A 12,755-nucleotide genomic window follows, 5' to 3' on the forward strand; every position below is an offset into this window, starting at 1 on the left:
TCCCGGCAACTTTCCGGCACGCACCGCAGCCGGCGCGCATGGAATTGTCCGCCTGCCGCGCGGTCGAATCGCGATCGGCGGCGGCACGCAGGCAGCAAGAGCAGGCACGGCCCCGCGGGTCACGGTCCACTGGAGAGCGTCACCATGCGCATTCGGCACCCAGGCCTCCTCGCCTTCGTGGCCACCCTCGCGGCGGCCGGCCCGGCCCTCGCGCACCACGGCTGGAACTGGGCCGAGCCGGACAACTCGGCGCTCACCGGCGTCGTCAAATCGGTGCGGCTCGGCAATCCGCACGGGCGCGTGACGCTCGACGTCGGCGGCGAGCAATGGGTCGCGGAAGTCGGCCAGCCGTGGCGCAATGCGCGTGCCGGACTGCGGGACGAGATGCTCGTCGAAGGCGTGCGAGTGACGATCTCGGGTCATCGCTCGGCGCGCCCCGGCGAGAAACTCATCAAGGCCGAGCGCGTGATCATCGGCAACACGACGTACGACCTGTATCCTGACCGCGACTAGGGGCGGGAATGTTCGGCGAACTGCTCGCCGCGATCGATGCCTCGGCGCTGTCGGTCCACCTGCGGCATTCGATCTGGCTCTACCCGGTCGTCAGCGCCGCCCACATCCTCGGCATCGCGCTGCTGGTCGGCGCGATCGTGCCGATGGACGCGCGGCTGATCGGCCTGTGGCCGTCGCTGCCGGTGGCGCTGTTCGCGCGCACGATCCTCCCGTTCGCGGCCGGCGGCTGCATCCTGGCGATCGGCACCGGCACATTGCTGTTCATCGTGCAGCCCGCCGATTACGCGGCGCTGCCGGTGTTCTGGACCAAAATGGCGCTGGTGCTGGCCGGCGTCGCCAATGCGCTCGTACTGCGGCGCAGCGCGGCGTGGCGGCGCGCGATCGCGCACACGACCGGCACGGCACAGGCGCTGCGGCTTTCCGGCAGCCTGTCGCTCGCGATCTGGCTCACGACGCTGTTTCTCGGCAGGCTCCTCGGTTTCCTGTGACGGACGGCGGCGCGGCAGCGCACTGTCGGGCACTGCCGGCCGCCCGGTCCTGCGCAACCGCTCAGTCTTCGAGCAGGCTGCGCAGCATCCACGCGGTCTTTTCGTGGACTTCGAGGCGCTGCGTCAGCAGATCGGCAGTCGGCTGGTCGTTCGCGTCATCGACGACCGGGAACAGGCTGCGCGCGGTGCGCGCGGTCGCTTCCTGCGCGGCGACGAGGCTGCGGACCATGTCGAACGCTTTCGGCACTCCTTCGATTTCCTTGATCGACGCGCGCTCGACGAATTCCCGGTAGGTCCCAGGCGCGGGAAACCCGAGCGCGCGGATGCGTTCGGCGATCAGGTCGAGCGCCGTCCATTGCTCGGTGTATTGCTGCATGAACATCACGTGCAGCGTGTTGAACATCGGCCCGGTGACGTTCCAGTGGAAATTGTGCGTCATCAGGTAGAGCGTGTAGCTGTCGGCGAGCAGCGCCGACAGACCGTCCGCGATCTTCGCGCGATCATCCTCGCTGATTCCGATGTCGATCCGTGCCACCCCTCTTCCGAGCTTCTCCAGCTTGTCCTGTTTTTCCTGCTTGTCCTGCTTCTTCGATGCCATGCTGTTCTCCTTGTTGAAAGCAAACGAAACCGGGTGCATTGCACCTGCAGGACTATATACGGGATGCGGCGGCAGGGCACAGGACAAAGGTATTGCCGCGATGCGCGCAGCGAATGACGGCATGCCTTAGGGTTGCGGGTTCAGTGGTCGAGGAGCTGCAGTCCCGGCGGCAGCGCTTCGCCGAACGCACGCCATTTCTCGGCTTCCTCGAGCACGACGACTTCGCGCACCATCGCGGTCCAGCTCGGCGGTGCGTTGATCGCCGCGAGGCGCCGCGCCACTTCGTCACGGAGTTCGGCGGGCAGGTCGCGCGAGCGGTCGCCGGTCATGCGGGCGATCTGGGCTGCGGCGAACGCGGCCGGCTCGATGCGCTTCCAGTCGAGTGCGAGGATCGCGTCGAGCCAGCGCGTCGCCACGTCGGCCGGCACGACGTTGTGCGCGCTGCCGTACAGCGGCTCGCGCGCGCCGATGCGCCCGACCGCCCACCACGCGTTGTGCTTTTCCGCGGGTCTCTGCAGCCGCTCGATCAGCCATTCGCCGATCTCGATGCGATGTTCGACTTCGACCCGCTCGAGCGATGCGGCCAGCCGCACGAGATCCTCGAGGCTGCCGCGCGTCCCGAGCGGCTGGCGGGCGCGTCGCGCGGCGTCGTCGGCTTCGAGCTGTTCGCCCGCCGCCTGCAGCACGAGCAGCTGTTCGGCCGCACCCAGTCCGCCCGCCGCGCGCCGCCACAGCGTCCACCATTCCGACCAGTTCTGCCGCTCCCGCACGTACTGGATGCCCTGCCCGAACAGCGTCCACAGCTGCTCGACCCGCCAGTCGTCGAGCGGATAGCCGAGCCCGGGCCGCAGGCAGTAGCCGGCAAGATTGAGCCACAGGCGCTCGTGCTCGGCCGAGCGGCGCCGGCGCCGCACGCGCTCCCACAGCACGTCGAACAATGCGCGCAGCAGCGGCACGTCCCAGCTTTCACGCTTGCCGAGCAGGTGGTCGAGCTGGCCGCGCAGCTGACGCACTTCCTTGCCGCTGAGGTCGTGCGAGCGGGAGCCGAAGACGCGCTCGACCGCTTCGACCGCGTCGGCGAAGCGCGGCGGCAGTGCCGCGACCGTTTCCGCCTGCGCTGCGCCGTCGCCGCGCAGCTGGAACGCGAGCAGCCAGCGGCGCGCGGGCTCGGCAATGCTGACGCAATGCATGTCGAGCGTGCCGACTTCGGTCATCGTGGCAACGATCCGCACCGGCACGTCGACGGTACCGCTGCCGGCCGCCGGGATGACGGTCGCGATCGGCGGCAGGCGCACGAAGTCGTCGCCGGCGATGTCGACGAGGTCGCCCGCCTGATGCGGCGTGTCGGCGGCCGACGACACGAGGTGGAACTGCACCGGCTGGCCGAGCTTCAGCGCGAAGCTGCGCTCCGGTAGATGGACTTCGACGGCTTCTTCGGTGCCGCGCGGCAGCACGCACACGCCGCGCCGCGACGGCCCATCGCCCTCGATGACGAGGAAGTAGCTGCGCGGCGCACCTCCGCCGATGCGCGGCCCCTGCCCGGCACGTACCAGCGCGTACGCGACGGCGCCGCGCGCGACCGCGACGTCGGGGTCGTCGTTGTGCAACAAGCGCAGCGCCTGGCCGCGCCAGCCGCCGAGCACGTGCTGCAGCCGCTCGCTCAGCGCATGCGAGCGGAACACGCCGCCATTGAGCAGCACGGTGTCGGGCACCGGCAGCTCGGGCGCTTCGGGCGCATCCGCGCCGAGCGCTTCCCGCGACGCAGCCGCGTGCCGCTCGAGAAACGCCGCGAGGTGGCGCGTGATCGCGGGATCGGCCGGGTACGGCAGGCCGAATTCGACGATGCCGGCGCGCCGCCGGGCCGGGCGCTGATCGGCACCGCCTCGAGGCAGGAAGCCGTCGACGATCAGGTGCTCGACTTCGTCGCGCGCAAGCTCGACCGAGCGCGCGCCGCCGACGAGCCGGCTGCCGGCCCCGAGCAGCGTCACCGTCGTGCGCTCGCGCGCGGCCGGGCCGAGCAGCTGTTCCTTCGCGCCTCGGCAGCGCTGCAGGAGCTGCGAAAAGCGCGCCGCGGTGAGCTTGCCCTCGGCCACGCCGAGGCGCGCTTCGACGACATGCGCGAGCGCGAGATCCATGTTGTCGCCACCGAGCATCAGGTGGTCGCCGACGCCGATGCGGGTCAAGCGTGGTTCGCCCTCCTCGACGGCGACGCGGATCAGCGTGAAGTCGGTCGTGCCGCCGCCGACGTCGCAGACGAGGATTAGCCGCGTCGCCTCCAGTTCCGCCGCGAGTGTTGCCCGGTGGCGGAACAGCCAGTCGTAGCACGCCGCCTGCGGCTCCTCGAGCAAGCGCAGCGCCGGCAGCTGCGCGAGCCGCGCCGCTTCGAGCGTCAGCGCCCGCGCCCCTTCGTCGAACGACGCGGGCACGGTAAGCACGACCTCTTGGCGCTCCAGCGGCGCGTCCGGGAAGCGCGCGTTCCACGCCGCGCGCACGTGCGCGAGGTAACTCGCGCTCGCCGCGACCGGCGACACTTTCGCGACGTCGTCGCCCGCCCCCCAAGGCAGAATCGGCGCGCTGCGATCGACGCCGGCGTGCGACAGCCAGCTTTTCGCGCTGGCAACGAGCCGTCCCGGCACCTGCGCGCCAAGCTCGCGCGCGAGGCCGCCGACGACGACCGGCTCGACGCCGGCAACATCGGCCGCCACCCACGGCAGCTGCAGATCGTCCCGGCTCAGCTCGCCGGGCGCCGGGTGGTAGCGCAGCGACGGCAGCAGCGGTCGCGCCGCGACTTCGCCCGGGGCGACGAGCTGATCGATCGGCAGCAGCGCGATGCCATCCTCGCCCGGCGCCGCGTACGCGACGACGGTGTTGCTGGTCCCGAGGTCGATCCCGACGAGATAAGGCTTCACGGCATTCAGGACTGCCCGCCGCGCACGTCGAACGACACTTTCCAGCGCGCGCTGCCGTCCGCAGGCAGCGCTTCGAGCTCCAGCGTGCCGGCTTCGGTGACGCGCGCATGCAGCTTCACGCGCACGATCTCGCCTGCGGCACGGCCTTCCGCGGGCAGGCTGGCCTCGATCTCCTCGAGCTCCTGCAGCTCGTCCGGCGCCCAGAAGTCGAGCAGCGTGCCGACTTCGTCCTGGCGTCGCACTGACGAACCGAAAAAGCGGAACCGCACCGGTTCGCCGACGACCAGGCCGAACTCCTGCGCCGGCAGCTGCGCCTCCGTCCCTTCCTCCATGCCGAACGGCGCGAGGCACAGCGCCTGGATCGGCGGCTCGACGCCCGGCACCGCCGGCATCGCGGACTCGACCGCGACGTAGTACGCCCGGGCAGTGCCGCCGCGGATGCGCACGCCGCGGCCGCGCCGCACGTAGCCGTAATATGCGGCGCCGCGCGACACCGCGAGGTCGAGATCGGCGCGTTGCAGCACGCGGACCGGCGCGGCCCCTTCGGCTTCGAGCCAGCCGTCGAGCGTCGCCAGCACGCGATCGGCGAGCAGCGCGGACTTGAACACGCCGCCGTTGAACAGCACCGCGGTCGGATGCAGGAAGCTCGCGTCGGCCGGATGAAGTGCGCCGAAACCTTCCAGCTCGGTCGTCGCGCCGAGCTGGCGCCCGAGGAACGCTGCGAGGTGGCGCGTGATCGCCGCGTCCTGCGCATACGGCAGGCCGAGCTGCGTGAGGCCGGCGCGGGCGCGCGACAGCGGCCGGTCACTGACTTGGGCCGGCGGGAAGAAGCCGTCTACGATCGTCGCGGTCAGCATCTCGCGGCCGAGCTCGGTGCGGATCGAGCCGCCAATGAGCTTCGCGCCGCGGCTCGGCACGACGATCGGCACGGCGTCGACCGTCGGGTCGCCGAGCAGCGTCTCCTTCGCGCTGCGGCACGCGTGCGCGAGGGCGCGCATCTGCCACGCGTCAAGCTGCGTGCCCGCCGCCGCGAGATTGCGCGCGACCGCGTACGCGAGTGCGAGATCCATGTTGTCGCCGCCGAGCAGGATGTGCTCGCCGACCGCGACGCGGTGCAGTTCGAGGTTGCCGTCGCGTTCGACGACCGCGATCAGCGACAGGTCGGTCGTGCCGCCGCCGACATCGACGACGAGGATGACGTCGCCGGGCTTCGCCTCGTCGCGCCAGTGCCCTTCGCTCGTCTGGATCCAGCTGTACAGCGCCGCCTGCGGTTCCTCGAGCAGCGTCATGTGGCGGTAGCCGGCAGTGGCCGCGGCTTCCGCAGTCAGCTCGCGCGCGGCCGGGTCGAACGACGCGGGGATCGTCACGGTGATGTCCTGCTCGTCGAACGGCGCGTCGGGCTGCGCGTCGTTCCACGCGTCGCGCAGATGCGCCAGGTAGCGCACCGACGCTTCGAGCGGCGAAATCCGCGCGACCTCGTCAGGTGCGTCGCTTGGCAGGATCGCCGCCTTGCGGTCGACGCCCGGATGGCACAGCCAGCTTTTCGCGCTCGACACGAGGCGGATCGGCGTGCCGGCACCGCGCGAGCGCGCGAATTCGCCGACGACGTAGTCCTGCGCGCTCGTCCACGGCAGCGTCAGCTCGCCTTCGCCGAGCTCGTTCTCGTGTGGCAGGTAGAGGAAGGACGGCAGCAGCGGCAGCGCCTCGACGGCGCCGGGGCCGGTCAGCTGCGGAATCTCCAGCACTTCTTGGGCGGCGTGTTCGCCGTCGCTGCCGGCAATGTCGATGTACGACAGCGCGCAGTGGGTCGTGCCGAGGTCGATGCCGATGACGAAACGCGGCTCGCTCATAGCTCCACCTCCGCCTGCGCGATGATCGAAGCGTCATGTTGCTCGGCGAGCTTCGGCAGGCGCGCGTCGGTGACGCGCCAGCCGCGATGGCTGATCGTGCCGGTGAAAGGCGGCTTGCCGACGACGTTGCCGGTGAGACGGATCGCCGCGGCGTCGAAACCGTCGGTGAGGGTCACGCGGCTGCCTTCGGCGTCGGCGTGCACCGGCTCGATGCTGAAATGCTCGCCCAGCGCCTTGCGGCACCCGGCATGCACCAGGCGTGCCGCGCTGCCGACATCGGCGTCGGAATAGACCGAGATGTCCTCCGCGACGAAATCGATGAGGCGCGCTTCGCGCTGCAGCATGCCGAGCAGCTGCAGCGCGGCCTCGTGCGGAACTTCGCGCAGCGGACGCACGTCGGGGGCGGGTTCAGCGGCGGGCGGCGCGGCGACGTCGGCGCCCGCGCGCAGGCCCATCACCTGCGCGGCGAAGTCACGGTTGCCAATGATCGAGAAGAACGCGCCGAACGCAAGCGACAGTCGGCGCATGAAAGAAGGAGGGGTCTGAGCCATGAAAAGGTCCTGTAGGTCCTGTAGGTCCTGTAGTTGTCCGGCACGGCGGGGCCGGGATCGGGCGTCCGGCGGCGGAACGCGCGCACGGCAGCCGTTCGTGGGCGACCGGCGGTGACGTCGTCGCCGCCGCGCCTGCGTTCCCTTCCGGGAACCGTCCCGCCGCGCGCCGCAATTCGATTCCGGTTGTCGCACCCATCGGCCAGGCTGTCTGGCGCCAGGGATGGTGCGACGCAATATAGTCGATTCTTCGCCTGGCGCCCACAATGACAGCGAGACCGGTCGGGCGGCCGCCAGCGTGCGGATCGTACCATCCGGGCAGGCTCGGCGCGCCGGCCATGGCACTACCGCCGACGCGGTTCGCGTCGATCACCGCGGGAGAGCATCCTCATGCGCTACGAACTGTATTACTGGCCGTCGATCCAGGGGCGCGGCGAATTCGTTCGCCTGCTGCTCGAAGAAGCGGGCGCCGACTATGTCGACGTTGCCCGCCTGCCGGAGGAAAACGGTACGGGCCTGCCGGCGCTGCTGCGGCTCCTGGGCGGCGAATCGCTCGAACACGTGCCGTTCGCGCCGCCGTTCCTTAAAGCGGGCGACCTCGTGATCGGGCAGACCGCCAACATCCTGCTGTATCTCGGCCCGCGGCTCCGCCTCGCGCCGAAGACCGAGGCGGGGCGGCACTGGGCGCACCAGCTGCAGCTGACGATTGCCGACCTCGTCGGCGAAATCCACGACACCCACCACCCGATCGCGAGCAGCCTGTATTACGAAGATCAGAAGCCCGAAGCGCTGCGCCGCGCCAAGGACTTCACGAAGAACCGGCTACCGAAGTTCCTCGGCTATTTCGAGCAGGTCCGCGCGCAGAACAGCTTTCGCAGCGGCTACCTCGTCGGCGACACGCTGTCGTACGTCGACCTGTCGATGTTCCAGGTCGTCGCAGGCCTGCGCTACGCGTTCCCGCGCACGATGTCGCGCCTCGAACCGGGCTGTCCAGGCCTCGTCGAGCTTCACCGCCGCGTCGCCCGGCGCCCGCGCCTCGTCGCGTATCTCGCGTCGGAGCGGCGCCTGCCGTTCAGCGAAGAGGGCATTTTCCGCCATTACCCGGAACTCGACCGTTAGCCGGCCCCGGCGCAGTCAGGCACCTGGCGCAGCGTACTTCGCCGCGACACTTGTACCCGTACCGTCAGCCCGGCCACGCCCGATCGATCAGCGTCGTCGCGTCGGGCTTCGTGAGCAGGCCCGGGACCTGTCCGGCCGGGCGGTCGAAGCGGCTGTCGATGAACGCTGCAGCGACATTCCCCGGCGCATGCCGCAGCAGCAATCCCGCCTGCACGAGCAGGACCAGCTGCATCGCGACGTGGCGCGCGTGCCATTCGGCTTCGGCCGGGGCGCGCAGCCGGTTCGCCAGGTCGCCGAGCGCGTGCACGAGCGCCGCGTTACCGGCGAGGGCCTGCGACAGTTCCCGCCATAGCGCCTCGACTCCGTCCGGCTCGCGCGCGGCGGCGCGCAACACGTCGAGGCACATTACGTTGCCCGACCCTTCCCAGATCGAGTTCACTGGCGCCTCGCGGTACAGGCGCGCCATCGGGCCGTCCTCGACGTAGCCATTGCCGCCCCACACTTCCATGCATTCGGCGACGAATGCGATCGCGCGCTTGCAGATCCAGAACTTCGCCGCCGGCGTGACGATGCGCCGCCACGCGCGTTCCAGTGGATCGTCGTCCGACTCGACCGCCTTCGCCAGGCGCATCGCGAGCATCGTCGCCACTTCGCTTTCGAGCGCGAGCTCCGCCAGCACGTTGCGCATCAGCGGCTGCGCGACGAGCACGTTGCCGAACGCCGAGCGATGGCGGGCATGATGGATCGCTTCGACGAGCGCACGGCGCATCAGCGCGGCGCTGCCGAGCACGCAGTCGAGCCGGGTCTGCGCCGCCATCTCCATGATCGTCGCGATGCCGCGTCCCTCGTCGCCGACCAGCGTGCCGAAAGCATCCTCGAACTCGACTTCGGCCGACGCGTTCGAGCGGTTGCCGAGCTTGTCCTTGAGACGCCGGATGCGCACCGCGTTGCGGCTGCCATCGGGCAGCCAGCGCGGCACGAAGAAGCACGACAGCCCGGCGGGGCTGTGCGCGAGCACGAGGTGCGCGTCGCACGTCGGCACCGAGAAAAACCATTTGTGCCCGACCAGCAGGTGGTCGCGGCTGCCGGCGGCGAGCGGCCGCGCTTCAGTCGTGTTCGCGCGCAGGTCGGAGCCGCCCTGCTTCTCGGTCATGCCCATGCCGATCATCGCCGAGCGCTTGCCGGCGAGCGGCACGTCGCGCCCGTCGTAGTCGCGCGAGCGGAACTTGTCGGCCAGCGCGCCGAACAGCGCCGGCTCCCGGCGCAGCACCGGGATCGACGCGAACGTCATCGTGACCGGACACAGCGAGCCGGCTTCCGCCTGGCCGTGCAGGAAGAACGACGCGGCCCGCGCGACGTGCGCGCCGGGGCGCGGCTCGAACCACGCCGAGCTGTGCACGCCGTCGGCGTACAGCAGCGCGAGCAGGCACGACCAGGCGGGGTGGAAATCGACGTCGTCGACGCGCCGGCCGCAGCGGTCGTACGCGACAAGCTCCGGCACGTGACGGTCGGCGAGTTGCGCGAGCCGCTGCGTGTCGGCGCTGCCCAGCACTTCGCCCTGCCCGTGCAGTGCCTCGGCGTGCCACCCCGCGCCGTCGCGCACCACCGCTTCGCGCAGCGCGATGTCGGTGTCGAACAGGTTGCAGTCGCTCAGCACCGGTACCTGGTTGAAGACTTCATGAGTTCGCCACATGGGACCTCCCGCCGCGACGCTTTCGCCGTGCTTCAGCCTAGAACGCGGCCGCAGCGCATGTCCACCTGCGCACAGCCGTCCGCTTCATGGCGTGGCGGGCGATGCGGTCGAGTTCGTGGTCGTGTTTCTTGAGCGAGGTCCTGAATGCGGCGCGGAGAGCTTTTTGCTTCGGCTGCTGCCGCGAGGTTCCTGTTGCCGCCTCTCGGGCGGGCAGGCCGGCGCAAATTGTCAGATACGGGGAGCGAGCATGGCGGATATCTACGATGCGCTGGTGATCGGCGGCGGGCCGGGCGGCCTGGCCGGGGCGCTCTACCTGGCGCGCTTTCGTCGCCGCGTCAGGGTCGTCGATGACGGTTGCAGCCGGGCCACGCGCATTCCCCGATCCCACAACATGCCAGGCTATCCGCGCGGCGTTCCCGGGAACAAGCTGGTGGCGGCCATCCGCAAACAGGCCGAAGCTTATGGCGCGGAACTTTCCGTCGGCCGGGTCGAAACGCTGGAGCGGGTGGCGCCGGGCTTCGCGGCCGTTCTGGCGGACGGCACCCGCCTGTTGGCCCGTACCGTCCTGCTGGCGACGGGCGTCTCCGACGTCGAACCGGATCTCCCGCACCTAGTCGAAGCGGTGCGTACCGGCGCGCTGCGCTATTGCCCGGTCTGCGACGGCTACGAAATCATCGACAAAGCGGTCGGTGTACTCGCGGCCAGCGAAGCCGGCATCCGCGAAGCGCTTTATCTGCGCAATTTCACGGCCCGCCTGCACGTCTTCCGGACATCGCACGACTTCCGCATCGAAGAGCATTCCGATCGCCTGGCCGAAGCCGGCATCCGCTGGGCTCCCGAGCCTGTCGACAGCCTGCGCCTGTGGGACGCAGAGGTCCGCGTGCGTCATGGCGCAGCCGAAACCTGCTGCGACTCGGTGTATAGCGCGTTGGGTACGCGCGTCCACGCGGAACTTTCGATGGGCGCCGACACCGATGAAGCCGGTTATCTCCTCACCGACCGCCACCGGAAAACCAGTATCGACGGTCTTTATGCCGCCGGCGACGTCGCCCAGGGGCTGAACCAGATCAGCGTCGCCGCGGGCGACGCCGCCATTGCCGCTGCCGCGATCCACCTCGCGCTGGCACCCGCCTGGCGCAAGTGAAGCTTTTGCATTTCCCGCGACTTCTGAAGGAATTTTTTCGCCGCAGGAGGCAGGGAATACGCTATTAACCCGGCAACCAAATACCGTTCGGGCTGAGCCCTTCGGCCTCGCTCAGGACAGGCTTGTCGAAGCCTTGGCAGCGCCCTTCGACACGCTCTCAAGAAACAGTAATTTTCGCATCTTGATTCAATGGGTTAAAAATGTGCAGCGAGGAACGATCGGCATTATGGTTGAGCGGGAACAGCCTGCGGCGAGAGGGTCAGGCCGAGCTCCTGGGCGCGCTTCTGCAGTGCTTTGATGGCGCGTTCGCGGTAGCGCGCTTCGTGCCTGGCCTGATCCTCCTTGACGTAGCTGGCCTGCCCGCTGAGCATCGCATGGACAATACGCGCGAGCTTATGCGCCACGGCGGTAATGGCCTTGGGCGAGCCCATGCGCAGGGCAAGCTTTCGGTAATAGGCCCCCATGGCGCAGCGCGAGCGCGACAAGCCCAGCGCGGCGAGTTTCAACGCCCGCGCGACACGGTTGGGGATTCGTTTGCTGGCGCCGGAGAGCTTCTTGTTGCCAGAAATCCGCGTGCCGGGGCACAGTCCCAGCCACGAGCAGAAATGCTTTGCCGTGGCGAAGCGGGTGAGCGAGCTCCCCAACTCCGAGAGGATCTTCAGGGCGGTGCCCACGTCGATGCCGGGCACTTCGGTCAAATCCACGCCGCACCAGTTCATCAGTGCCCGCCGTCCGTCGAAGGCCAGCGTGTTCTTGCGACGTCCCTTGTTCGCGTTCGCCTCCGGCCTCTTGTCGAAGACGCGCATCGCCTCAAGCCGCCCCTCGATCTCGGCGTCCAGCCGCGCAATCTGCTCGCTGGCAAAGTCATAGGCCTTGAGCTCGTGGGCAAGACTGAACAGATGCTCGCGGCTCCAACGCCCTTCGAGCGCCTTGGCAATCTGCTCGGTGCTGGCATGTACCCGGTAGTTCCTCAACTGCGCGAGGGCCATGCGGTCGCGCTCGCCGGCAACGATGGCGCGGATGATGTTCATGCCCGTCTCGCCGGTGATGTCGGTAATCACGTTGGTGAGTTGCACATTCATCTGGGTGAGCGCCTTTTGCATGCGCTGGGTATGCCGGGCGCGCTCATCGATGGTGATGTCGCGCAGCCGCGACATCTCGCGCAGCGCGCAAACCTGCTCATCCGGCCGATGCGCCTGACTCAGCAGTCCGAAGCTGTGCAGTTGTTGCAACCACTGGCAATCAAGCACGTCGGATTTGCGCGCCTTGACGTGGCGTACGCTTTTGGCATCGACCAGCCACACCTCAAAGCCACGCGCTTGCAGAAGCTCGTACAGCGCTATCCAATACACCCCCGTCGATTCGAGCGCGACGGTATCGATGCGGCACGCGCAAAGCCAATTGGCAACCGCGACCAGGTCTTCGGTGTGCGGTCCGAATTCGCGCACCGCGGGCTCGCCTTTGCCTACCCGATCAGGCGGCACCGCCACATAGTGGCTTGCCCCGCCGATGTCGATGCCGGCAGCGTTGGGATGCTTGATGCTCAACGGCTCGACCGGTGTGCCGTCAACTCCGCGTCGGGTCGGACCAACTCGTTGCGCCATGTTCTCTCCTTGAGTCAAGGTCGCTCGCGGACGTGGGCATGTCGATACGCTCAATCTCTCAATCGGGATGTCGGACAGACCCGCCGGTGGCCAGCACCAACGCGCCAGGGGACTCACCATACTCGCCGACGATGCCTCAACCATACTCAGAGGACGGGCTCCAGGGCACCAGTGCTCAGTCGGTCTTTGTCCACAAGCAACTCCCCGAACACTACCACCGCCCTGTTTCTTGCCAACGCCTTTCGACCATCGGGCGAATATCCCACTCAGGACGAACGGTTCTATTTGA

10 protein-coding genes are annotated in these 12,755 nt (G+C 68.9%); 4 read left to right on the forward strand and 6 right to left on the reverse strand.

The genetic code is table 11. From position 1 onward, the window contains the following. The first annotated feature begins 144 nt into the window (after window positions 1–144). Both EBN1_RS05545 and EBN1_RS05550 read left to right on the forward strand, forming a co-directional pair. The gene (locus tag EBN1_RS05545) at window positions 145–513 is read left to right on the forward strand and encodes a DUF6152 family protein (protein WP_011236938.1); all 369 of its coding nucleotides are present in this window, start codon (window positions 145–147) and stop codon (window positions 511–513) included. Between the two features lie 8 nt (window positions 514–521). Further along, complete coding sequence (locus tag EBN1_RS05550) at window positions 522–1,001, forward strand: hypothetical protein (protein ID WP_011236939.1); 480 nt, start codon at window positions 522–524, stop codon at window positions 999–1,001. 61 nt (window positions 1,002–1,062) lie between these two features. Here EBN1_RS05550 and EBN1_RS05555 read toward each other — a convergent pair whose 3' ends face one another. The 4 genes from EBN1_RS05555 to EBN1_RS05570 form a co-directional block, all read right to left on the reverse strand. Next, entirely contained in the window at window positions 1,063–1,599 is a 537-nt protein-coding gene (locus EBN1_RS05555; protein ID WP_011236940.1) for a Dps family protein, read from the reverse strand. A gap of 140 nt (window positions 1,600–1,739) precedes the next feature. Beyond that, window positions 1,740–4,508: an Hsp70 family protein gene (locus tag EBN1_RS05560; protein ID WP_011236941.1), complete on the reverse strand. Its 2,769-nt coding sequence runs from the start codon at window positions 4,506–4,508 to the stop codon at window positions 1,740–1,742. 5 nt (window positions 4,509–4,513) lie between these two features. Next, a complete protein-coding gene (locus tag EBN1_RS05565) occupies window positions 4,514–6,358 on the reverse strand; it encodes an Hsp70 family protein (RefSeq protein WP_011236942.1) in 1,845 nt (614 codons plus the stop codon). Further along, the gene (locus EBN1_RS05570; RefSeq protein ID WP_011236943.1) at window positions 6,355–6,909 is read right to left on the reverse strand and encodes a DUF2760 domain-containing protein; all 555 of its coding nucleotides are present in this window, start codon (window positions 6,907–6,909) and stop codon (window positions 6,355–6,357) included. Before EBN1_RS05570 ends, EBN1_RS05565 begins: the two co-directional genes overlap by 4 nt. Before the next feature lie 387 nt (window positions 6,910–7,296). On the opposite strand from EBN1_RS05570, the gene EBN1_RS05575 reads away from it, so the two are divergent. After that, window positions 7,297–8,025: a glutathione S-transferase gene (locus EBN1_RS05575; protein ID WP_011236944.1), complete on the forward strand. Its 729-nt coding sequence runs from the start codon at window positions 7,297–7,299 to the stop codon at window positions 8,023–8,025. Window positions 8,026–8,089: 64 nt separating this feature from the next. On the opposite strand, the gene EBN1_RS05580 is transcribed toward EBN1_RS05575, so the two are convergent. Next, window positions 8,090–9,718: an isovaleryl-CoA dehydrogenase gene (locus tag EBN1_RS05580; protein ID WP_011236945.1), complete on the reverse strand. Its 1,629-nt coding sequence runs from the start codon at window positions 9,716–9,718 to the stop codon at window positions 8,090–8,092. A 91-nt stretch (window positions 9,719–9,809) separates the two neighbouring features. Between EBN1_RS05580 and EBN1_RS05585 the strand changes: the two genes are divergently transcribed. Next, complete coding sequence (locus EBN1_RS05585) at window positions 9,810–10,862, forward strand: NAD(P)/FAD-dependent oxidoreductase (RefSeq protein ID WP_241762813.1); 1,053 nt, start codon at window positions 9,810–9,812, stop codon at window positions 10,860–10,862. A 224-nt stretch (window positions 10,863–11,086) separates the two neighbouring features. Here the strand turns inward: EBN1_RS05585 and EBN1_RS05590 are convergent, their stop codons facing one another. Continuing rightward, window positions 11,087–12,466 (reverse strand): IS110-like element ISAzo22 family transposase, encoded by a 1,380-nt coding sequence (locus EBN1_RS05590; protein ID WP_011236947.1) that lies wholly within the window; start codon window positions 12,464–12,466, stop codon window positions 11,087–11,089. Window positions 12,467–12,755: the final 289 nt, after the last annotated feature.

It is taken from the genome of Aromatoleum aromaticum EbN1, from assembly GCF_000025965.1.
Lineage (GTDB): Bacteria > Pseudomonadota > Gammaproteobacteria > Burkholderiales > Rhodocyclaceae > Aromatoleum > Aromatoleum aromaticum.

What these genes read in the sequence shown, in the direction of transcription:
- EBN1_RS05590 (WP_011236947.1), bottom strand. Translation starts at nt 12,466, where the DNA reads ATGGCGCAACGAGTTGGTCCGACCCGACGCGGAGTTGACGGCACACCG.
- EBN1_RS05550 (WP_011236939.1), top strand. Translation starts at nt 522, where the DNA reads ATGTTCGGCGAACTGCTCGCCGCGATCGATGCCTCGGCGCTGTCGGTC.
- EBN1_RS05575 (WP_011236944.1), top strand. Translation starts at nt 7,297, where the DNA reads ATGCGCTACGAACTGTATTACTGGCCGTCGATCCAGGGGCGCGGCGAA.
- EBN1_RS05565 (WP_011236942.1), bottom strand. Translation starts at nt 6,358, where the DNA reads ATGAGCGAGCCGCGTTTCGTCATCGGCATCGACCTCGGCACGACCCAC.
- EBN1_RS05580 (WP_011236945.1), bottom strand. Translation starts at nt 9,718, where the DNA reads ATGTGGCGAACTCATGAAGTCTTCAACCAGGTACCGGTGCTGAGCGAC.
- EBN1_RS05570 (WP_011236943.1), bottom strand. Translation starts at nt 6,909, where the DNA reads ATGGCTCAGACCCCTCCTTCTTTCATGCGCCGACTGTCGCTTGCGTTC.
- EBN1_RS05545 (WP_011236938.1), top strand. Translation starts at nt 145, where the DNA reads ATGCGCATTCGGCACCCAGGCCTCCTCGCCTTCGTGGCCACCCTCGCG.
- EBN1_RS05555 (WP_011236940.1), bottom strand. Translation starts at nt 1,599, where the DNA reads ATGGCATCGAAGAAGCAGGACAAGCAGGAAAAACAGGACAAGCTGGAG.